This is a genomic window from Pseudomonas sp. NPDC077408 (assembly GCF_050269105.1).
GTDB lineage: Bacteria > Pseudomonadota > Gammaproteobacteria > Pseudomonadales > Pseudomonadaceae > Stutzerimonas.
In genome coordinates this window covers 1-19,456 of record NZ_JBNNHS010000007.1, presented here as the reverse complement: position 1 = coordinate 19,456, position 19,456 = coordinate 1, and the positions used below count along the sequence as shown (strand labels likewise).

The 19,456-nt window shown below is 60.5% G+C and carries 17 protein-coding genes and 1 pseudogene; 9 read left to right on the top strand and 9 right to left on the bottom strand.

Annotated features, from left to right (window positions below; translation table 11 throughout):
- Nucleotides 1-312: 312 nt before the first annotated feature.
- Nucleotides 313-2,028, bottom strand: coding sequence for a single-stranded-DNA-specific exonuclease RecJ (recJ, locus tag ACQKEK_RS17070; RefSeq protein WP_499143959.1), 1,716 nt, complete (start codon nt 2,026-2,028; stop codon nt 313-315).
- Between the two features lie 305 nt (nt 2,029-2,333).
- On the opposite strand from recJ, the gene ACQKEK_RS17065 reads away from it, so the two are divergent.
- The 3 genes from ACQKEK_RS17065 to ACQKEK_RS17055 are packed head-to-tail and all read left to right on the top strand — an operon-like array spanning nt 2,334 to nt 4,695.
- Entirely contained in the window at nt 2,334-3,083 is a 750-nt protein-coding gene (locus tag ACQKEK_RS17065; RefSeq protein WP_499143960.1) for a 5-oxoprolinase subunit PxpA, read from the top strand.
- Nucleotides 3,080-3,784 (top strand): 5-oxoprolinase subunit PxpB, encoded by a 705-nt coding sequence (gene pxpB, locus ACQKEK_RS17060; RefSeq protein WP_499143961.1) that lies wholly within the window; start codon nt 3,080-3,082, stop codon nt 3,782-3,784. Before ACQKEK_RS17065 ends, pxpB begins: the two co-directional genes overlap by 4 nt.
- Nucleotides 3,781-4,695, top strand: coding sequence for a 5-oxoprolinase subunit C family protein (locus ACQKEK_RS17055; RefSeq protein WP_499143962.1), 915 nt, complete (start codon nt 3,781-3,783; stop codon nt 4,693-4,695). Before pxpB ends, ACQKEK_RS17055 begins: the two co-directional genes overlap by 4 nt.
- Before the next feature lie 107 nt (nt 4,696-4,802).
- Here ACQKEK_RS17055 and ACQKEK_RS17050 read toward each other — a convergent pair whose 3' ends face one another.
- On the bottom strand, nt 4,803-5,345 hold the full coding sequence (locus tag ACQKEK_RS17050) for a YaeQ family protein (protein WP_499143963.1): 543 nt from the start codon (nt 5,343-5,345) through the stop codon (nt 4,803-4,805).
- A gap of 175 nt (nt 5,346-5,520) precedes the next feature.
- Here ACQKEK_RS17050 and ACQKEK_RS17045 point away from each other — a divergent pair, with 175 nt between their 5' ends.
- Both ACQKEK_RS17045 and bfr read left to right on the top strand, forming a co-directional pair.
- Complete coding sequence (locus ACQKEK_RS17045; RefSeq protein ID WP_082082138.1) at nt 5,521-5,739, top strand: bacterioferritin-associated ferredoxin; 219 nt, start codon at nt 5,521-5,523, stop codon at nt 5,737-5,739.
- Between the two features lie 198 nt (nt 5,740-5,937).
- On the top strand, nt 5,938-6,408 hold the full coding sequence (bfr, locus tag ACQKEK_RS17040) for a bacterioferritin (protein WP_045425321.1): 471 nt from the start codon (nt 5,938-5,940) through the stop codon (nt 6,406-6,408).
- 156 nt (nt 6,409-6,564) lie between these two features.
- On the opposite strand, the gene grxD is transcribed toward bfr, so the two are convergent.
- Nucleotides 6,565-6,891, bottom strand: a complete 327-nt coding sequence (gene grxD, locus ACQKEK_RS17035; RefSeq protein WP_019341028.1) for a Grx4 family monothiol glutaredoxin — start codon at nt 6,889-6,891, stop codon at nt 6,565-6,567.
- A 270-nt stretch (nt 6,892-7,161) separates the two neighbouring features.
- Between grxD and argF the strand changes: the two genes are divergently transcribed.
- Nucleotides 7,162-8,082: an ornithine carbamoyltransferase gene (gene argF, locus ACQKEK_RS17030; protein ID WP_499143964.1), complete on the top strand. Its 921-nt coding sequence runs from the start codon at nt 7,162-7,164 to the stop codon at nt 8,080-8,082.
- Nucleotides 8,079-9,188, top strand: coding sequence for an ABC transporter ATP-binding protein (locus ACQKEK_RS17025; protein WP_499143965.1), 1,110 nt, complete (start codon nt 8,079-8,081; stop codon nt 9,186-9,188). The genes argF and ACQKEK_RS17025 overlap by 4 nt, the downstream gene beginning before the upstream one ends.
- A 19-nt stretch (nt 9,189-9,207) precedes the next feature.
- Here ACQKEK_RS17025 and tadA read toward each other — a convergent pair whose 3' ends face one another.
- Together tadA and ACQKEK_RS17015 are read right to left on the bottom strand one after the other, a co-directional pair.
- On the bottom strand, nt 9,208-9,726 hold the full coding sequence (tadA, locus tag ACQKEK_RS17020; protein WP_499143966.1) for a tRNA adenosine(34) deaminase TadA: 519 nt from the start codon (nt 9,724-9,726) through the stop codon (nt 9,208-9,210).
- 25 nt (nt 9,727-9,751) lie between these two features.
- Nucleotides 9,752-11,122, bottom strand: coding sequence for a multicopper oxidase family protein (locus ACQKEK_RS17015; RefSeq protein WP_499143967.1), 1,371 nt, complete (start codon nt 11,120-11,122; stop codon nt 9,752-9,754).
- A gap of 202 nt (nt 11,123-11,324) precedes the next feature.
- On the opposite strand from ACQKEK_RS17015, the gene ACQKEK_RS17010 reads away from it, so the two are divergent.
- Complete coding sequence (locus ACQKEK_RS17010) at nt 11,325-12,155, top strand: DUF1206 domain-containing protein (protein ID WP_499143968.1); 831 nt, start codon at nt 11,325-11,327, stop codon at nt 12,153-12,155.
- Between the two features lie 635 nt (nt 12,156-12,790).
- Entirely contained in the window at nt 12,791-13,843 is a 1,053-nt protein-coding gene (locus ACQKEK_RS17005) for a GGDEF domain-containing protein (RefSeq protein ID WP_128118963.1), read from the top strand.
- Nucleotides 13,844-14,201: 358 nt separating this feature from the next.
- Here the strand turns inward: ACQKEK_RS17005 and ACQKEK_RS17000 are convergent.
- The 4 genes and pseudogenes from ACQKEK_RS17000 to prpB form a co-directional block, all read right to left on the bottom strand.
- Nucleotides 14,202-14,582 (bottom strand): annotated as a pseudogene (locus ACQKEK_RS17000) (PrpF domain-containing protein); the annotation flags it as partial.
- A gap of 116 nt (nt 14,583-14,698) precedes the next feature.
- Entirely contained in the window at nt 14,699-17,302 is a 2,604-nt protein-coding gene (gene acnD / locus ACQKEK_RS16995; protein WP_499143969.1) for a Fe/S-dependent 2-methylisocitrate dehydratase AcnD, read from the bottom strand.
- A gap of 75 nt (nt 17,303-17,377) precedes the next feature.
- Nucleotides 17,378-18,505, bottom strand: coding sequence for a bifunctional 2-methylcitrate synthase/citrate synthase (gene prpC, locus ACQKEK_RS16990; RefSeq protein WP_148926106.1), 1,128 nt, complete (start codon nt 18,503-18,505; stop codon nt 17,378-17,380).
- A gap of 93 nt (nt 18,506-18,598) precedes the next feature.
- The coding region (gene prpB / locus ACQKEK_RS16985; RefSeq protein WP_499167655.1) for a methylisocitrate lyase at nt 18,599-19,456 on the bottom strand (858 nt) is incomplete at its 5' end.

Here is a 19,456-nt window from a genome sequence, read left to right as displayed (position 1 = left end):
AGGCTCCGAGGATTGTTCTTGTAATCCAATCACTCTAGGCCGGAGCCAGGCCGGCGCCAATCATGCACGTCGTGGCGTATAGGGGGCGATTCAGATAACCGATCTTCGTCAGCTCAGCCCGTTACCTTTTAAGCTAGTGCAGCCTTTCTGCCGGAGACATCCCAACACCGAGCCATCGACAAGCTGGCAGCATCAATGTGGAGCGATCCGCTACTTGCTGGAGCGAGCTTGCTCGCGATCAAGGCCTCCATGCAGCAGAAACTCACCTAAAGCTCCTTAGCCCTTACATCCCCAGCGGGCAGATTCGATCGGTCAGCGCGCCGCTATATGCGCCACCAGTAGCTGCACGCTTTCCCGACCGCGAAACTCGTTCACGTCCAACTTGTAGGCCAGATCGGCCCAGCGCACGGTCGGGTTGGGCCACAGCTCGCGATCGATGTTGAAGGCGATGCCATCGAGGGTCAGCGAGCCGCATTCGCTCTTGAGCACCATTTTCAGGTGCTTCTCGCCGACCAGTCGCTGCTGCACCAGCTGGAACACGCCGTGAAACACCGGCTCTGGAAAGTGCTGCCCCCAGGGCCCGGCATTGCGCAACGCCTTGGCCAGTTCCAGATGGAACTCCTCGATGCTCAGCCGCCCATCAGTTAACAGTCGCCCGGTGAGGTCGTCTTCGCACAGCTGACGCCGCACTTCAGCGTCAAAGGCCGCCGCGAACGCGCCGAAATTCGCCTCCGGCAGCGACAGACCAGCCGCCATCGCGTGGCCGCCGAACTTGCTGATCAGGCCGGGATGGCGCGCCGCGACAGCATCCAGTGCATCACGGATATGAAAGCCCGGCACCGAACGCGCGGAGCCTTTCAGCACGCCCTCCCCAGCGTCAGCAAAAGCGATGGTCGGACGGTGATAGCGTTCCTTGAGCCGTGAAGCGAGGATGCCGATTACGCCCTGGTGCCAGTCCGGTTCGAACAGGCAGAGGCCGAATGGCATGTCTTCGAGCGGCAAGTCCTTCAACTGCGCCAGCGCCTCGCGCTGCATGCCCTGCTCGATGCCCTTTCGGTCCTGGTTGAGCTGATCGAGCTGAACGGCCATGTCGCGCGCCAGCGTTTCGTCTTCACAAAGCAGGCATTCGATACCCAGCGCCATGTCGTCCAGCCGCCCCGCCGCGTTCAATCGCGGGCCAAGGATGAAGCCAAGATCGGTCGAGGTGATGCGGCTGTGATCGCGCCCGGCGACCTCCAGAATTGCCCTTAACCCGGGCCGCGCACGACCAGCACGGATTCGAGCCAAACCTTGATGAACGAGGATTCGATTGTTCGCGTCCAGCGGTACCACATCGGCAACGCTGCCGAGCGCAACCAAGTCCAGCAGCTCGGCCAGGTTCGGCTCGGCCCAGCCATTGCGGGTAAACCAGCCGTTTTCACGTAGCGCGGCGCGCAAGGCCAGCAGCACATAAAAAATCACCCCGACCCCGGCGATGCACTTGCTCGGGAAGGCACATTCCGGCTGATTGGGATTGACGATGGCATCGGCCGCCGGCAGCTCTGCGCCCGGCAGGTGATGGTCGGTCACCAGCACCTTGAGCCCCGCCGCTTTGGCCGCCGCGACGCCGTCCACGCTGGAAATGCCGTTGTCCACGGTCACCAGCAGATCAGGCCGACGCTCGAGCGCCACGGCAACGATCTCCGGCGTCAGGCCGTAGCCATACTCGAAGCGATTGGGCACCAGATAATCTACATGCGCTGCCCCCAGCTGGCGCAGCCCCAGCACACCCACCGTACTGGCGGTGGCGCCGTCGGCATCGAAGTCGCCGACGAAGAGGATGCGCTGGCGAGCTTCCAGCGCCTCGACCAGCAATACCACGGCGGCATCGATGCCCTTGAGCTGGCCATAGGGGATCAACCGCGCCAGGCCCTTGTCCAGCTCGCTGATCGACTGCACACCACGGGCTGCGTAGAGACGCGTCAGCAGTGGCGGCAGGTCGCCCAGGTCGGGGAGCTGTTTGGGAAGAGGACGGGGTTCGATGCGCATCTGTTGATTATCCGGTGCAACTGAAGTGAGTGACATTGATGTAGCGAGCGGGGCCGGGCAGCCAAACGCAGGACGTGGCAGACGCGACCGGCAGGGTCGCTATTGGCGCAAATGGCCAGACAGTCGCAGCGGGAAGCGCTGACGCGACCTGCGCCGCTTGGACCGGCCGCAAGCATACAGGAACGAAATGTTGCCGGGCCGCCCGCCGACGTGTGCCCAATGATCAGCAATCGCAGATCAATGCTTTATCATCGTGGCGCCCGCACTAGGCCAATACGAAACCCGCCATTACCCCGGAGACCGTCATGAAGCGCCTGCTACTCAATTGCGATATCGGCGAGAGTTTCGGGTCCTGGACGATGGGCTTGGACGCCGAGGTCTTGCCCTTCATTGATTGCGCCAACATCGCCTGCGGCTTTCACGCATCGGACCCGCAGATCATGCGCCGCACCGTCGCCCTGGCAACGCAACATGAGGTCAAGATCGGCGCGCACCCCGCCTACCCCGATCTGGTCGGCTTCGGTCGGCGCTCCATGGCCTGCAGCCCGGACGAAGTAGAGAACATGCTGCTCTATCAGATCGGCGCACTGGACGGCATCTGCCGCGCCGAAGGCACTCAGGTTCGCTACGTCAAACCGCACGGCGCGCTCTACAACGACATGATGCGCAAGCCCGAACTGCTCCGCGCGGTGATGAACGCGGTCATCGCCTACTCGCCGGCGCTGCCCTTGATGCTGATGTCCACCCGTGACAACAGCACTGCCCAGATGCTAGCCGACGAGCTTGGTGTGACCCTGTGGTTCGAAGCGTTCGCCGACCGCGCCTACGACCCGGACGGCATGCTGATCTCTCGCAGTCAGCCCGGCGCCGTTCATCACGACGCCGATATAGTCGCTTCCCAGGCCTTACGCCTGGCTAAAGGCGAAGCACTTACCGCCAGCGACGGCAGCGCGCTGGTGCTGCATGCCGACAGTCTCTGCGTACATGGAGACAACGCCGGCTCCGTCGCCGCAGTCCAGCGGATACGCCAGACACTCCAGAGCCTGGCAGGATGAAGCCACGAATCGAAGTGGTCGGCATCGATTGTCTGATGCTGCGCCTGTTCGACGAGATCGACGAAACCCACATGCTGTGGCTACTCGCGGCGGCCCGGCGGCTACGCGAGGCGTTCGGTGGGGCGCTGCTAGATCTCGTACCCTCCTACACAACCTTGCTGGTGCATTACGACCTGAGCCAACTGGATGATGATCAGGCGCGTCAGCGAGTGGCTGAAGCGCTGCATGACCTGCAGCCGGACACAGGCGGACAGGCACGTGAACTGAATATTCCGGTGTGGTACGACCCAAGCGTCGGACCTGAACTGGAGGCATTGGGCCGACGCAGCGGGCTCGGCACGGCAGGCGTGATCGAAAGGCATAGCGCGCGCATTTATCAAGTCTTTGCGCTGGGCTTTGCGCCGGGTTTCGCCTTCATGGGGCTGGTTGAAGAATGCCTCGCCAGCCCGCGCCTGCAAACGCCGCGTAAACGAGTGCCAGCCGGCAGCCTGGGGATCGCCGATCGCCAGACGGCCATTTACCCTCTGGTATCGCCAGGAGGCTGGAACCTCATCGGACGCAGCCCGACTCGCCTGTTTGACCGGCAGTTGGACGGCTACAGCATCTGGCAACCCGGTGACCGGGTCTGTTTCCAGCCCGTTGATCGCGTCGAATTCCTGCGGCTCGGCGGGGACGACACGCCCTACGAGGAAGCGCCATGAGCCTGTTGATCGAGCGCAGCGGCGCGCTGGCCAGTCTGCAGGACGGCGGTCGATTCGGCGTCCGTCATCTGGGCGTCACCCAGGGTGGCGCTGCCGACTGGGTGTCGCAAGCATCGGCCAACTGGCTGCTGGCTAATCCGCTTCAGGCCGCGACAGTGGAAATCACCCTGGGCAATCTTGTTCTGCTTGCCGAAGCGGACGGCTACCTGGCGCTGTGCGGCGCCGACCTTGCCGCAACGCTGGAAGACCAACCCATCACGCCAGGACGCAGCTTCAACATCCGCAAGGGCCAGCGCCTGCGTTTCGGCACGCCGCAACTGGGCGTGCGCGCCTATCTCGCCGCCCCCGGCGGATTCACGGCGCCGCAACTTCTGGGCAGCTGCGCCACGGTACGCAGAGAGGGACTCGGTGGTTTGCACGGCAATGGCCAGCCACTGGTTACAGGCGACCTACTGGCCTGGAATGGCGCCCCAACTAGCAAGCGCGAATTGAGGCCTGAACAGACCCCAGCGCTGTTTACCGGCGCTCCGCTGCATGTCGTGCTAGGGGCGCAGATCGGAGACTTCAGCGGCCAGAGCCTGTTCGACGCGTTCAACTGTTCGTGGACAGTGGATCAGCGTGCCGACCGCATGGGCATTCGTCTGCTAGGGCCAATGCTGCGCTGTTCACGGCAAACGATGATTTCAGAAGGCGTGCCGCTGGGCGCCATCCAGGTCCCACCAGATGGCCAGCCCATCGTATTGCTCAACGACCGGCAGACGATTGGCGGCTACCCGAGACTGGGCGCGTTGACACCACTTGCGGTTGCACGCCTGGCGCAGTGCCTGCCAGGCACTGAGGTGCAATTGAAACCGGTGGCACTGCAAGCCGCGCAACGCGAGCAACGGCTGTTGCTCGCCCAGTGGCACTAACGGCGTCAGCGGCGCGAAACCATGCACAGCTGACCAGCCTGCAAGTGTCCGAGCAGGCGGGCGCACCTGGCTCGGCCTAGAGGCAAGCCTGGTCAGTTGCTGAAAGCTCAGCCGCGCTCGCCGATCAGCCAGTCCAGCGGCACTTCGTGCTGGCCACGCTCGTCAGTGATGAACAGCGCGCCTTCGCTGACCATCACGCTCCAGCTGACCGACCTTGGCAGATCGCGCGCGACGGCTTCCAGCGCGTCTTGCCCCACCGCTACCACGTTGATCTTTTTCAGGCTGCGCACGCTGTCGAGCACCTTCGTCTGCCATACCCGCAGATTGCCGTAGGCCACCAGGCTGAAACGTTCGGCGCGCCGCGAGCACCAGGTGATCCGCTCGGCATCCGGCTGGCCAACTTCGATCCAGTGCAGCACGCGGTCATCGAGGCTCTTCTCCCAGAGCGCCGGCTCATCGACATCCGACAGCCCCCGACCGAACGCGAGCTTTTCGTCATACCAAAGCACGTAGGCGATCAGCCGTGCCACCAGCCGCTCCTCGGTTTCCGAGGGATGCCGAGCAACAGTGAAGCGCAGATCCTGATACACGTGGCGGTCAAGATCGGTGAGATTGATCTCTACCTTATAAGGTGTGGCTTGCAGGGCCATGACAGCTCCAGGCGGCAAAAGGAGCCGCAGTTTAGCCTATTGGCACAGCCTCAGAGGCGACCGTAGCGTGGGTTCCCGCGCCGCCCGGAGAAGGCAAAATCCGACGAGCGTTCTTTGACAATCGTTCTCATTATATTTAGCATCCACCTATTCGCAGACCCAACGGGTAGTTCATATGTACGTGTGTCTTTGCCAGGGCGTTACCGACGGCCAGATCCGTGAAGCCATCTACGAAGGATGCTGCAGCTATCGTGAAGTGCGAGACGCTACCGGCGTTGCTACCCAATGCGGTAAATGCGCGTGCGTCGCCAAGCAGGTTGTTCGCGAAACCCTGAGCGATATACAGAGTGCTAGCACATCTCTTGCTTACCCTGCAGGTTTTGCGCCCGCCTGAAACCCTGTCGATTTTCCGGAGCCGGGCGCATGCCCGGCTTTTTTCTGCCCGCAAATCAACACGTTGCCCGCAAGTCGCGGAACAGACTTATTCTTATTCCGGTTTACCCTTTTTAATTCAATGACTTAGGTTTGACAGAGCCCATCTTCGTGGCCAGACTGCGCCCATTACGAATCCGATTCGACGCAGGGCACGGACATGAAAGGCGACAAGCTAGTTATTCAGCATCTCAACAAGATTCTTGGCAACGAACTGGTCGCCATTAACCAGTACTTCCTGCATGCGCGCATGTACGAAGATTGGGGCCTCGGCAAGCTTGGCAAGCACGAGTACAAAGAATCCATCGATGAGATGAAGCACGCCGACAAGCTGATCAAGCGCATTCTGTTCCTCGAAGGCCTGCCTAACCTGCAGGACCTCGGCAAATTGCTGATCGGTGAAAACACTCGCGAAATGCTCGAATGTGACCTCAAGCTCGAGCAGGGTGGCATCCAGGATCTCAAGGTCGCGATCGCCTACTGTGAGAGCGTCGGTGACTACGGCACCCGCGAATTGCTCGAAGACATCTTGGAGTCCGAAGAAGAACATATCGACTGGCTGGAAACCCAGCTGAGCCTGATCGGCAAGGTCGGCATGGAGAACTATCTGCAGTCGCAGATGGACGAGTAAAGCATCCGAGCTGTAATGAAACGGGAGCCTCGGCTCCCGTTTCTTCGTTATTGCCTAGCAGTTCATCGTAAACACGAGCCGCTTTTTGACCTGAGCGAGCCGAAATGCAGACGAAAAAAAACCCGCGGCCAGGCGGGTTCTTTTTTGGAGTCGCGATCAGGCGCCAGCTTTCTCAACGGCTTGCTTGATCAGCGGTTGCAGCTCACCCTTTTCGAACATTTCCAGGATGATGTCGCTGCCACCGACCAACTCGCCATCCACCCACAGCTGGGGGAAGGTCGGCCAGTTGGCATACTTCGGCAGATTGGTGCGGATTTCAGGATTTTGCAGGATGTCGACGTAGGCGAACTTCTCGCCACAGCCCATCACAGCCTGGGTCGCACGGGCAGAAAAGCCACACTGCGGGGCGTTGGGCGAGCCTTTCATATAAAGCAGCACCGGGTTCTTTTCGATCTGCTCTTTGATGGTTTCGATGATATCCATGGGGCACCTCGGCTAGTCTCGGTTGCCGCGCATTGTACAGAACAGCAGGCTAAAAGCCGAGTCACGTGCTCGGCTTTTATCAGCTCGCATCCGGCACGGCTCGCCTGCAGCACAGGAATCTGGCGCGCTGAGGCCGATTTGCGCCGGCTGAGACTTTCTGGATAAGATCGCGCCTTTCCCGTTTCGTCGCCATCTATGCGACCCCTGTCGTAGGCCCTTCTTTTTCGTCGAAATCTCCGGCCTCGACTGCGGCAATGAAAGGTAGTTGATATGAGCGCAAGGCATTTTCTCTCACTGATGGATTGCACGCCCCAGGAGCTGTTAGGCCTGGTCCGTCGCGGCATCGAGCTGAAGGATCTGCGCGAGCGCGGCATTCTGTTCGAGCCGCTGAAAAACCGCGTCCTGGGCATGATTTTCGAAAAAGCCTCGACCCGCACGAGACTGTCTTTCGAAGCGGGGATGATTCAGCTCGGCGGCCAAGCCGTGTTTCTCTCGCCGCGCGACACGCAATTGGGCCGCGGCGAACCGATCAGCGACTCAGCCATCGTTATGTCGAGCATGCTCGACGCCATCATGATCCGCACTTTCGCTCATTCGACGCTGACCGAGTTTGCAGCGAACTCCTCGGTGCCAGTGATCAACGGCCTTTCAGACGATCTACACCCCTGCCAGCTGATGGCCGACATGCAGACTTTTCATGAGCTGCGCGGCAGCATCGCGGGCAAGACCGTCGCGTGGGTCGGGGATGGCAACAACATGTGCAACTCCTATATGGAGGCCGCGCTTCAGTTCGATTTCCAGCTGCGTATCGCTTGCCCGGCGGGCTACGAGCCCAAGAGTGAGATGCTCACGCAGGCCGGAGACCGGGTACAGGTATTCCGTGACCCACGCGAAGCGGTAGCTGGCGCACACCTGGTCAGCACAGACGTCTGGGCCTCCATGGGCCAGGAGGACGAAGTCGCCGCTCGCATTGCCACCTTCCGCCCCTATCAAGTCGACCGCGCCTTGCTCGACGCGGCAGCCGAAGACGTCCTGTTCATGCATTGCCTGCCGGCGCATCGCGGCGAGGAGATCAGCCACGACCTGCTCGACGACAAGCGAGCAGTCGCTTGGCAACAGGCCGAAAACCGTCTGCATGTACAAAAAGCCCTGCTTGAGTTTCTGGTCGAGCCGGCATACCACCACGCATGAGCCATGAACCGCTGCTACATCTGCGCGGCGTCGACTGCGGCTATGGCGGTCAGAGCATTGTGCAGAGTCTCAATCTGCACCTGAATCGCGGCGATATCGGCTGTCTCCTGGGGCCATCCGGTTGCGGTAAAACCACTACATTGCGGGCTATCGCCGGGTTCGAGCACGTCAACGATGGCGAGATCCAACTCGGTGACGCTGTGCTTTCGCGCCGTGGTTTCACCCTGGCGCCCGAGAAGCGCAGGGTCGGCATGGTGTTTCAGGACTATGCTCTGTTCCCGCATCTGACCGTGACGGAAAACATTGGCTTCGGCATCCGCAAGCATCCGCAATCGCAACGCATCGTGCGAGAAATGCTTGACCTGGTGCACCTGTCGCCGCTCGGCAAGCGCTATCCGCACGAGCTTTCCGGCGGCCAGCAACAACGTGTTGCGCTCGCCCGAGCCCTTGCGCCCGAGCCGGAACTGCTATTACTAGACGAGCCCTTCTCCAACCTCGATGGCGATCTGCGCCGACGTCTGAGCCACGAGGTTCGCGAAATTCTCAAGGCGCGTGGCACCAGCGCCATTCTCGTCACCCACGATCAGGAAGAAGCCTTCGCTGTCAGCGATCAGGTCGGTGTGTTCAAGGATGGTCGGCTGGAACAGTGGGACACGCCGTTCAACCTCTACCATGAGCCGCTTACACCCTTCGTGGCGAGTTTCATAGGCCAGGGGTATTTCATCCGCGGCCAGCTGATTGACCCGGAGACGGTCCAGACCGAACTGGGCGTCATTCGCGGCAACCGCGCCTACACCATGCCGGCTGGGAGCTCGGTGGACGTCCTGCTGCGTCCGGACGACATCGTCTATTCGCCGGAAAGCAGACTCAAGGCGCTCATTGTCGGCAAGACTTTTCTTGGCGCCTCGACGCTGTATCGCCTGCAGCTGCCTACCGGCAATCAGCTGGAGGGGATATTTCCCAGCCACGCGGACTACCCGACTGGCCAGGAAGTCGGTATTGCCATTGCTGCCGACCATTTGGTGGTGTTTCCCGCGCAGGGCAGCGTTGCCGCCCACGAAAAGCTGCCAGACGCGGGCGTGCGTCGCTACAGCAGCAACGTCTGATCGCTGACAGCGCTGTGCCTTAGCCCTCCAACGATCCTTGCGCCGCCTCGCCACCTCGTGTCTTGAGGCGGCGCCCCTTGAAGAATTCACTCAGCACTTGGCTGCACGCCTCCGCGCTCACCCCGCCTTCGATCAGCACGCGGTGGTTGAGGAACTGCTGCGAAAAGAACTCTCCGCGACTGACCGCAACGCCAGCCTTGGGCTCCGTGGCGCCATACACCACCCGCTGAATACGCGAGTGGACGATCAAGCCTGCGCACATGCTGCAAGGCTCCAGCGTCACGTACAGCGTGCTGCCCGGCAACCGATAGTTTTCCAGGCTCGCCGCTGCATCGCGAATAGCGACCATCTCAGCGTGAGCACTGGGGTCGTGAGTGGAGATCGGACAATTGAAACCGCGGCCGATAACCTTGCCATCCTGTACGACCACCGCACCGACCGGCACCTCTCCTAGTCTTGCGCCTTCGGCCGCAAGCAACAACGCCTCGCGCATGAACTCATCATCGCGGGAACGATCAATGATCACCGGCTTCTTCATCTATTCCACCCGACTGTCGCTTCCATCAAACCACTTCAATCGCCGCCATCAGCCCGGTTTCCATGTGATCGATCACATGACAGTGGAACATCCAGACACCTGGATTATCCGCCACCAGCGCGATTCGGGCCGTCTCGTTCTTGCCGAGCAAGTAGGTGTCGGTATACCAGGGATCGATTCGTTTGCGGTTGGACGAGATGACCTTGAAGGTCATTCCGTGTAGATGAATCGGGTGCTGATATTGGCTGAGGTTGCGCAGCTCGAATATGTAATGACCGTTTTTCTTCAAGGTGGCAATGGGCCGATCCGCACAGGTCTTGTCATTGATGTCCCAAGCCTGACCATTGATCTGCCAGAACGTGAACGCGTCGCCCTGCCCCGCGTCGCTGGACAACGTGCCGGCCCACTCGAAGTTGAAGCGCAGCGTTTCGGCCCGCTGCAGGTCCGGTTCAGCGATTGGGTTGGCTGGCAGCGGTGCCGGCCAGTTACCCTCGTCTTCTGTCGTGGCGATCGAAGAGAGGGTCGCCAGCCGCAATGGACCATTGCGCAAAGATAGCTGCTCGCCAGCAGGCGGCACTTTCAACGCCAGGTCGATGCGCATGCCCGGCCCCAGCCAATAGGTTTTGCCTAGCGGCCGCGGCGCGATCGGGTTGCCATCGACCGCATAGATACGCGCATTACCGCCCGGCAGATTCACACGATAGGTGACAGTGTTGGTGAGATTGATGATGCGCAAACGCACCACTTGGCCCGCCGGCAGTTCAAGGGTCGGCGCGTGCTCGCCATTGATGGTCGACAACACGCCAGGTGTTCCTCCTCGGGCAGCTTCTCGCGGTACGCTGAAATCGGTGAAGTGTCCCTGCTTGTCGACATGCCAGTTCTTAAGGCTAAGCGTTCGCTCATGGCGAAACCCGCTCGGCTCGCGCTCTTCGACAATCAACGGCCCTACCAGGCCACGCCCCAGCTGCTCGGCGCTCGACGTGTGTGGGTGATACCAGAAACTACCCGCGTCCGGCACTTGAAACAAATAATCGAACGACTCGCCGGGCAAGACAGGCAGCTGGGAAACATAAGGAACCCCATCCATATTCAGCGGCAGGCGGATGCCATGCCAATGGATAGTGGTGGGCTCCGGCAGATGATTGGTGAAGCGCACCCGCAACCACTCCCCCTGTCTGGCGCGCAGTTCGACGCCCGGCGCCTGCCCACCGTAGCACCATGCTGGGGTCTTGGTGCCGGCGATCAACTCGATCTCAGCTGGAGCTGCGATCAGCTCGTAATCATGGGTCACGGGATCAGCGGGACGCCCAAGCCAATAGCGTGCTCCGCCACCGGCAACGCCCAGCGCCGCTAGCCCAGCTAACCCGGACAGCACTTTCCTTCGGGTAAAAGTCATTTCATTCTCATCAAAACTGCACGAGCAGTGGCACAAACAACTAGATTGGAATCGCTCGCATTTGCATCATGCTACAGCTTCGTGCGCTATGTCGCAGCATGCAAGCAATGCCCCTAGAAAGCCCCTCAATTAATAACAGCGAACCCTAGCGCCTAATCCCGCGTCTACTTAAGGAGACATTCATCCATATCGAGGAGGCGCCATGCACCCCACTGCAGCCCAGGCCAAAGGCGAAGTCAGCCGAGGCATCACCTGGCTCGCTCGAAGCGGCTACGCCGCACGAGGCGTTGTCTATCTGATTGTCGGCATATTCGCCTTTATGGCCGGCATCGGCAGCGGAAACACCGTCGGTACCAAAGGCGCCATTCAACAATTGTTAGGGCAGCCTTTCGGGGAGACCTTGCTCTGGATCATGGTTGTCGGCCTCGTGGCTTACGTGGCGTGGCGCTTAACTCAGGCGATTACCGATCCGGAAGGTCATGGCACCGATGCCAAGGGCCTAGCGATCCGTGCAGGTCTCGTAGGTAGTGCCGTGGCCTATACCCTGCTTGCCCTATTCACCCTTGGGCTGCTTGGTAGCTCCATCGGCGGGTCAGGCGGCAGCGGCGGGTCAGGCGGCGATTTCCTGTCGGGCCTGCTTGGTTGGAAATACTCGAACTACCTGATCTATCTGGTTGCGCTAGTACCGCTGGGCGTTGGTATTGCCCACATCATCAAGGGCTGGAAAGCCAAGTTCGAAAAGTACTTCTACGCACCCGAACACGTCATGAAATGGGTTCGCCCGATTTCCCGCGCAGGTCTCATCGCACGCGGCGTCGCCTTTCTCGTAGTTGCCGGCATGCTCTTCACAGGTGGCCGCCACTACGAGCCAACCAACCCGCCGGGCCTGGAAGATGCTCTGAACGCTCTGCAAAACTTGCCCTTCGGCACGTTCTGGCTATCGCTGGTTGGCCTTGGATTGGTGGCCTTCGCCATTTACAGCTTCTCCGAAGCGATCTGGCGCCGTATCGATACGCCGGCCGTCATGCACTGACTGAACGCGAGTAGAAGCCCCGGCACGTCGGGGCTTCTACTCGCCAAGGCGGTCCGGGAATGGTACGGCTAGGTTACCTTCGACGCGGACGGCAGTTTTCGACCAGAGCGGTTCGCAGAACTCGGACGCGAGCGGTGTCGAAAACGTAGACGCGACCGCCCTACCGTCCTCGCTGGAACACGACCGAACCAAGAAAGTCTTGTTCGAACGCGAGTGAATACAGCATCGCCAGCGGTTACTAAGGCTCTCGAAACCCGCAGCGCAACGCTTCGAAAAGCTACCGCTGTTTAGTGATATAAGTGGTTTCCCTGCGCGCTTGAGCTTTGCGGCCAATCGAGTACGAAAACAAGCATGGACGAACGTCCCGCGTTGATTCACTCCCCTCTGAACTGCTGAAAAAAAGCAGGTACGACATTGGCATCTTGTCGGCGCCAGCTGCGACTGGATCGTAAGCCTGTTGGAACATATGGCTATCAAGCACAGGGCCAGTGGCCACTAGACAGCCGCCCTCCAGGCTCGTACCGTGCTTCAGATGCGCTGCGAACGGCTCTCTTCCCTTTCTCTTTTACTGTGTTTCCTAGGCAGTCAACTCAAACAGCCGACGCGATAGAACCGGACTTCAAGGAACAGCATTGATGCAAGGAACACAACCGGAACACCTTCGCCAGCGCGACGCCCGCCCGGAGTTCTGGCAGCTTTCAATGCGTTGCTGTCAGTTGGCGGGTAGCGTCGATGTAGCCTTTTTATTCATCTTCCTCATTCTTGGCTCACCGATTCTGGCCTGGATAAACGTGGTCAGCGTGGCGATGTATATCTATGCCTATCGCGCATTCCAACAGCGAAGAAATCAGCTCGCGGTCATGCTGATACGCATTGAAGTGCTTGTTCATGCCGGACTGGGAACGGTGCTGATTGGTTGGGAAAGCGGCTTCCACTATTTTCTGCTGATGTTTATTCCTGCCCTGTTCGTCAGCATGCCCACGCGCACCGCCTGGATATACGCGGGGTGGCTATGGGCCTACTACGTCGGACTGGACGTATTGATGTGGTTCATTGAACCGCTGCAACCCATCTCCTCCAGTGCGCTGCTGGGCGTGCACGTGTTCAACCTTACCGTGGTCTTCTGCATGTTCAGCTATCTCGCGCTGTTCTATGTGGCCACGGTGACCCGGGCACACAGGAAGCTGGCGTCAATGGCAACCACCGACTCACTGACCGGTCTATTCAATCGTCGACACATGATTGAACTCGCTGAAAAGGTCCTGGCGCGACACCAGCGCCACCCCACCAACCTCACCTTGATGCTGATGGACATTGACCACTTCAAGCAGGTCAATGACCAGTATGGTCACGACATGGGCGATCGCGTTCTCCAAGCGGTGAGCGATCTACTCAAACAATCAATGCGTGACCAGGACTTCATCGGCCGTTGGGGCGGCGAAGAGTTTCTGTCGATTCTGCCGGATACGGATTTCAGCCATGCGGGCGACAGCGCCGAGCGTATACGCAAGAGTGTCGAGGAACTGGAACTCTACAGCGATGACATACGAGTCTGCATTACGCTGTCGATCGGTATCACCCAGTATCGTGCAGACGAGTTGCTCAGTGATGCGATCGCACGCGCCGACGTTGCGCTCTACGAAAGCAAATCCGCTGGGCGTAACAGGGTTGAGGTCGCTGTGGTTTAGCGACAAACAATCAGAAGCCCGCAGTTACGCGGGCTTCAGGCTTTTCTGCTAATCAGTGTCGGCCAGCGCCAGACACCCGATCATTCCCACTCAATCATCAACAAGTCGCCTGAGCCCGCATAGTTGTTGAACCTATAACTAATTAATGCAGGCTTTACCGTCGCTTTAACCGTCACACCGTCGAGGCCTTGTATTAAGCGCGGAATGGAGCCATTTCAAGGGTAACGACTTTAGCGACACCGTCATCAATCGGCGGGTAGTTTAGACTCTTCGATTCGCCACTGTCACATGCTTCGGGTAATCGATCATCAGAGGTAATTTCGGTCAGCAGCCGATTTTCGAAGGCGCCAGACGCGCGCGGTATCCGCGCCGGATCGACCAACCCAGCGTGCAAGGCGAAGGCACCAGCAGCCGTGGAGAGGTTGCCGCAATTGCCGCTCCAACCGACAAAAGCGCTGTCGATCGAGACCTGGACATAGAGGTACTCGACGTCGTGCTCAGGCCGACTGCTCTTCGACAGGATGACGCATTTGCTGGTGCTCGAAGTGGCCCCGCCCATACCGTCTATGTGCGCAGAATACGGGTCGGGGCTGCCGATCACACGCATGAACAGCTTGTCGCGCGCAGCGCCCGGCACTTGGCAGCTTTCCGGCAGGTCCTACAGCCGGAAGAATACCCCCTTGCTGGTGCCACCGCGCATGTAGGTCGCGGGAATCTTGATCTGGGGCTGATGAGCCATGAGTGACTCCTGGCTGAAAAATGAATGGGCCGCAGGGTGGATCGCGTTTCACCGATCCACCATTAGAGCCGGTGCGGTGGATGGAAAAACGCCATCCACCCTGCGTGGTCGGACGGTCACGCCTGTCCGAGGAAGTCCTTGGCGAAACGCTGAAGCACGCCGCCGGCCTCATAAACGCCGACTTCGGCCGCGGTGTCGAGGCGGCAGGTGACCGGGACACGGGCCTCTTCACCGCTCTTGTGGCGAATGACCAGAGCCAGATCGCAGCGCGGCGACAGTTCACCTTCAATATCAAAGGTTTCGGTGCCATCGAGACCGAGGGTCAGGCGGGTGGTGCCAGCCTTGAACTCGACGGGTAACACGCCCATGCCCACGAGATTCGTACGGTGGATACGCTCGAAGCCTTCGGCGACGATTACCTCGACACCCGCCAGGCGCACGCCCTTGGCAGCCCAGTCACGTGAGGACCCCTGCCCGTAGTCAGCGCCAGCCACAATGATGAGGTTCTGCTTACGAGTCATGTAGCTCTCGATGGCTTCCCACATGCGCATCACCTTGCCTTCCGGCTCGACGCGCGCCAGCGACCCCTTCTGCACCTTACCGTCGACCACGGCCATTTCATTGAGCAGCTGCGGGTTGGCAAACGTCGCCCGCTGCGCCGTCAGGTGGTCGCCACGATGGGTCGCGTAGGAGTTGAAGTCTTCCTCCGGCAGGCCCATTTTCGCCAGGTACTCGCCGGCGGCCGAGTTCAGCAGAATGGCGTTGGATGGCGACAGGTGATCGGTGGTGATGTTGTCCGGCAGGATCGCCAGCGGACGCATGCCTTTCAGTGTGCGCTCGCCAGCCAACGCGCCTTCCCAGTACGGCGGACGACGGATGTAGGTGGACATCGGACGCCAGTCGTATAGCGGGCTCTTGGCTTCCTCGATGGTGCCCAGATCGAACATCGGGATGTAGATCTGCTTGAACTGCTCGGGCTTCACCGAGGACGCGACAATGGCGTCGATCTCCTCGTCGGACGGCCAGAGGTCCTTCAGGGTGATCGGATTGCCGTTCTTGTCGGTGCCCAGCACGTCCTGCTCGATATCGAAACGCACGGTACCGGCGATGGCGTACGCGACCACCAGCGGCGGCGAGGCAAGGAAGGCCTGCTTGGCATACGGGTGGATACGGCCATCGAAGTTGCGGTTACCGGAGAGAACTGCAGTGGCGTACAGGTCGCGCTCGATGATTTCCTGCTGGATCACCGGGTCCAGCGCACCGGACATGCCGTTACAGGTGGTGCAGGCGTAGGCGACGATGCCGAAACCGAGTTTTTCCAGCTCGCTGAGCAGCCCAGCTTCTTCCAGGTACAGCTTGGCGACCTTGGAACCGGGCGCGAAGGACGTCTTCACCCAAGGCTTGCGCACCAGACCCAACTCGTTGGCCTTTTTCGCCAGTAGGCCGGCGGCCACCACGTTGCGCGGGTTGGAGGTATTGGTGCAGCTGGTGATAGCGGCAATGATCACCGCACCATCGGGCAGCAGGCCTTCGGCCTCTTCGGCGCGCGCTGCAGCCAGCTTGTCTTCGTCGGCGATGCCACGCTCGTGCAGCGCGGAGGTCGGCAGACGCTTGTGCGGGTTGGAAGGGCCCGCCATGTTGCGCACCACGCTGGACAGGTCGAATTCGAGCACGCGCTCGTATTCGGCGCCTTCCAGAGCCGTCGCCCACAGGCCCGTTTCCTTGGCGTACTGCTCGACGAGCGCAACCTGCTCCGGCTCGCGACCGGTCAGCTTGAGGTAATCGATGGTCTGCTGATCGATGTAGAACATCGAAGCGGTGGCGCCGTATTCCGGACACATGTTGGAGATGGTCGCGCGATCGCCGATGGTCAGGCTGTCGGCGCCTTCGCCGAAGAACTCGACCCAGGCTCCGACCACACGCTCCTTGCGCAGGAACTCGGTCAGCGCGAGGACGATATCGGTGGCGGTGATGCCAGGCTGACGCTTGCCGGTCAGGCGCACACCGACGATGTCGGGCAGGCGCATCATCGACGGCAGACCGAGCATCACGGTCTCAGCTTCCAGGCCGCCAACACCGATGGCGATCACACCTAGTGCGTCGACGTGCGGCGTATGCGAGTCCGTGCCCACGCAGGTATCCGGAAAGGCAACGCCGCCACGGGCCTGAATCACCGGCGACATCTTCTCCAGATTGATCTGGTGCATGATGCCGTTGCCGGCCGGGATCACGTCGACGTTCTTGAACGCGGTCTTGGTCCACTCGATGAAGTGGAAGCGGTCCTCGTTGCGGCGCTCCTCGACGGCACGGTTCTTCTCGAACGCATCCGGGTCGAAGCCTGCAAATTCAACCGCCAGCGAGTGGTCGACGATCAGCTGGGTCGGCACCACCGGGTTGACCTTCGCCGGGTCGCCACCCTGCTCCGCAATCGCATCGCGCAGGCCGGCGAGATCGACCAGCGCGGTCTGGCCGAGGATGTCATGGCAGACTACACGAGCCGGATACCACGGAAAATCGAGGTCGCGCTTGCGCTCGATGATCTGCTTCAGCGAATCGGTCAGCGCTTCGGGCTCACAGCGACGCACCAGCTGTTCGGCCAGGACGCGGGAGGTATAGGGCAGCTTGTCGTAGGCACCCGACTGAATGGCTTCGATCGCCTCACGGGTGTCGAAGTAGTCAAGCCCAGTACCTGGCAAAGGTTTGCGGTGTTGTGTATTCATGCCGGAAGAACTCAATTCAGTAATGTTCTGTGGGGCAAGGTGCGGGGAGCCCGACGACGAGCTCCCTCGCTCCGATCAACGCTGGGCGATCGGGACAACCTTGCGCTGCTCCGGACCGATGTACTCGGCGCTCGGCCGAATGATCCGGTTGTTGCTGCGTTGTTCGAACACATGGGACGCCCAGCCGGTGACGCGCGAGCAGACGAAGATCGGCGTGAACAGCTTGGTCGGGATGCCCATGAAGTGATAGGCGGACGCATGGTAGAAGTCGGCGTTCGGGAAGAGCTTCTTCTGCTCCCACATGGTTTCGTCGACAGCAACCGAGACCGGATAAAGCACGGTGTCGCCCACTTCATCCGCGAGCTTTTCGGCCCAGACCTTGATCACCTCGTTGCGCGGGTCGGAAACGCTGTAGATCGCGTGGCCGAAGCCCATGATCTTGTCCTTGCGCTCGAGCATGCCGAGGATCGCCTCGCGGGCTTCTTCCGGACTCTTCCACTGCTCGATCATGTCCATCGCCGCTTCGTTGGCGCCGCCATGCAGCGGGCCGCGCAGCGAACCGATGGCACCGGTCACACAGGAATAGAGATCGGACAGCGTCGAAGCGCAGACACGGGCGGTAAAGGTCGAGGCGTTGAACTCGTGCTCGGCGTAGAGGATCAGCGAGACGTTCATCACCTTGACGTGCAGGTCGCTCGGCTTCTTGTCGTGCAGCAGCGCGAGGAAATGGCCGCCCAGGGTCTCTTCATCACTGGTGCAGTTGATGCGAACACCGTCGTGGGTGAAGCGATACCAGTAGCACATGATCGCCGGGAAAGCCGCCATCAGCCGCTCGGCCACGTCACGCTGCTGGTCGAAGCTGAGCTCCGGCTCCAGCGTGCCGAGCACCGACGAACCGGTACGCATGACATCCATCGGGTGGGCGCTCGCCGGGATGCGTTCCAGCACTTCCTTCAGTGCCTGTGGCAGGTCACGCATGGTCTTCAGGCGACTTTTGTAATCGGTCAGCTGCTGTGTGTTTGGCAACTCGCCGTAGAACAGCAAGTAGGCCACCTCTTCGAAATCGCACTCGGCCGCCAGCTCACGTACGTCGTAACCGCGGTAGGTCAACCCGGCACCGGTCTTGCCCACGGTACACAGGGCAGTCTGGCCGGCGATCTGGCCACGCAGGCCTGCGCCACTCAAAACTTTTGCTTCAGCCATTGCTATCTCCTTCTTGGATTTGTTCTGGATACTGCAAATCACGTTGAAAAATGAACCGCACAGCCCCCGCTGGCTCGCAGCGGGGGCTTTCTGTCAGCTCTTCTTCTGAGCGAACAGTGAGTCGAGGTGCTGCTCGAATGCGTGGTAGTTGATGCGATCGTAGAGCTCCATGCGCGTCTGCATGGTGTCGATCACATTTTTCTGAGTACCGTCACGGCGCAGCGCGGTGTAGACATTCTCAGCCGCCTTGTTCATGGCGCGGAACGCCGACAATGGGTAGAGCACCAAGGACACATTGACGCCGGCCAGCTCTTCGGTGGTGTACAGGGGCGTTGCACCAAACTCGGTGATATTGGCCAGAATTGGCGCCTTCACGCGGTCGGCGAAGGTCTTGTACATCGCCAGCTCGGTGATGGCCTCGGGGAAGATCATGTCGGCACCCGCTTCGATGCAGGCCGCGGCGCGATCCAGTGCGGCATTCAACCCTTCCACCGCCAGCGCATCGGTACGCGCCATGATCACGAAACTGTCGTCGGTACGTGCATCAACAGCCGCTTTGATGCGGTCGACCATTTCCTGCTGGGTGACAATTTCCTTGTTCGGGCGATGGCCGCAGCGCTTGGCCCCAACCTGATCCTCGATATGGATCGCCGCCGCGCCGAACTTGATCATCGACTTGACGGTACGCGCCACGTTGAACGCCGAGGAGCCGAAACCGGTGTCGACATCTACCAGTAGCGGCAGGTCGCAGACATCGGTGATGCGACGCACATCGGTCAGCACATCGTCGAGACCGGTGATACCGAGGTCCGGCAGCCCCAGCGAGCCCGCGGCAACGCCGCCGCCGGACAAGTAAATGGCCTTGAAGCCGGCGCGCTTGGCCAGCAAGGCGTGGTTGGCGTTGATGGCGCCAACGACCTGCAGCGGATGCTCGCTGGCCACCGCGTCACG

Bases quoted from the DNA above. Each gene is read 5' to 3' on its own strand.
- recJ (WP_499143959.1), bottom strand. From the start codon at position 2,028: ATGCGCATCGAACCCCGTCCTCTTCCCAAACAGCTCCCCGACCTGGGC.
- ACQKEK_RS17065 (WP_499143960.1), top strand. From the start codon at position 2,334: ATGAAGCGCCTGCTACTCAATTGCGATATCGGCGAGAGTTTCGGGTCC.
- pxpB (WP_499143961.1), top strand. From the start codon at position 3,080: ATGAAGCCACGAATCGAAGTGGTCGGCATCGATTGTCTGATGCTGCGC.
- ACQKEK_RS17055 (WP_499143962.1), top strand. From the start codon at position 3,781: ATGAGCCTGTTGATCGAGCGCAGCGGCGCGCTGGCCAGTCTGCAGGAC.
- ACQKEK_RS17050 (WP_499143963.1), bottom strand. From the start codon at position 5,345: ATGGCCCTGCAAGCCACACCTTATAAGGTAGAGATCAATCTCACCGAT.
- ACQKEK_RS17045 (WP_082082138.1), top strand. From the start codon at position 5,521: ATGTACGTGTGTCTTTGCCAGGGCGTTACCGACGGCCAGATCCGTGAA.
- bfr (WP_045425321.1), top strand. From the start codon at position 5,938: ATGAAAGGCGACAAGCTAGTTATTCAGCATCTCAACAAGATTCTTGGC.
- grxD (WP_019341028.1), bottom strand. From the start codon at position 6,891: ATGGATATCATCGAAACCATCAAAGAGCAGATCGAAAAGAACCCGGTG.
- argF (WP_499143964.1), top strand. From the start codon at position 7,162: ATGAGCGCAAGGCATTTTCTCTCACTGATGGATTGCACGCCCCAGGAG.
- ACQKEK_RS17025 (WP_499143965.1), top strand. From the start codon at position 8,079: ATGAGCCATGAACCGCTGCTACATCTGCGCGGCGTCGACTGCGGCTAT.
- tadA (WP_499143966.1), bottom strand. From the start codon at position 9,726: ATGAAGAAGCCGGTGATCATTGATCGTTCCCGCGATGATGAGTTCATG.
- ACQKEK_RS17015 (WP_499143967.1), bottom strand. From the start codon at position 11,122: ATGACTTTTACCCGAAGGAAAGTGCTGTCCGGGTTAGCTGGGCTAGCG.
- ACQKEK_RS17010 (WP_499143968.1), top strand. From the start codon at position 11,325: ATGCACCCCACTGCAGCCCAGGCCAAAGGCGAAGTCAGCCGAGGCATC.
- ACQKEK_RS17005 (WP_128118963.1), top strand. From the start codon at position 12,791: ATGCAAGGAACACAACCGGAACACCTTCGCCAGCGCGACGCCCGCCCG.
- acnD (WP_499143969.1), bottom strand. From the start codon at position 17,302: ATGAATACACAACACCGCAAACCTTTGCCAGGTACTGGGCTTGACTAC.
- prpC (WP_148926106.1), bottom strand. From the start codon at position 18,505: ATGGCTGAAGCAAAAGTTTTGAGTGGCGCAGGCCTGCGTGGCCAGATC.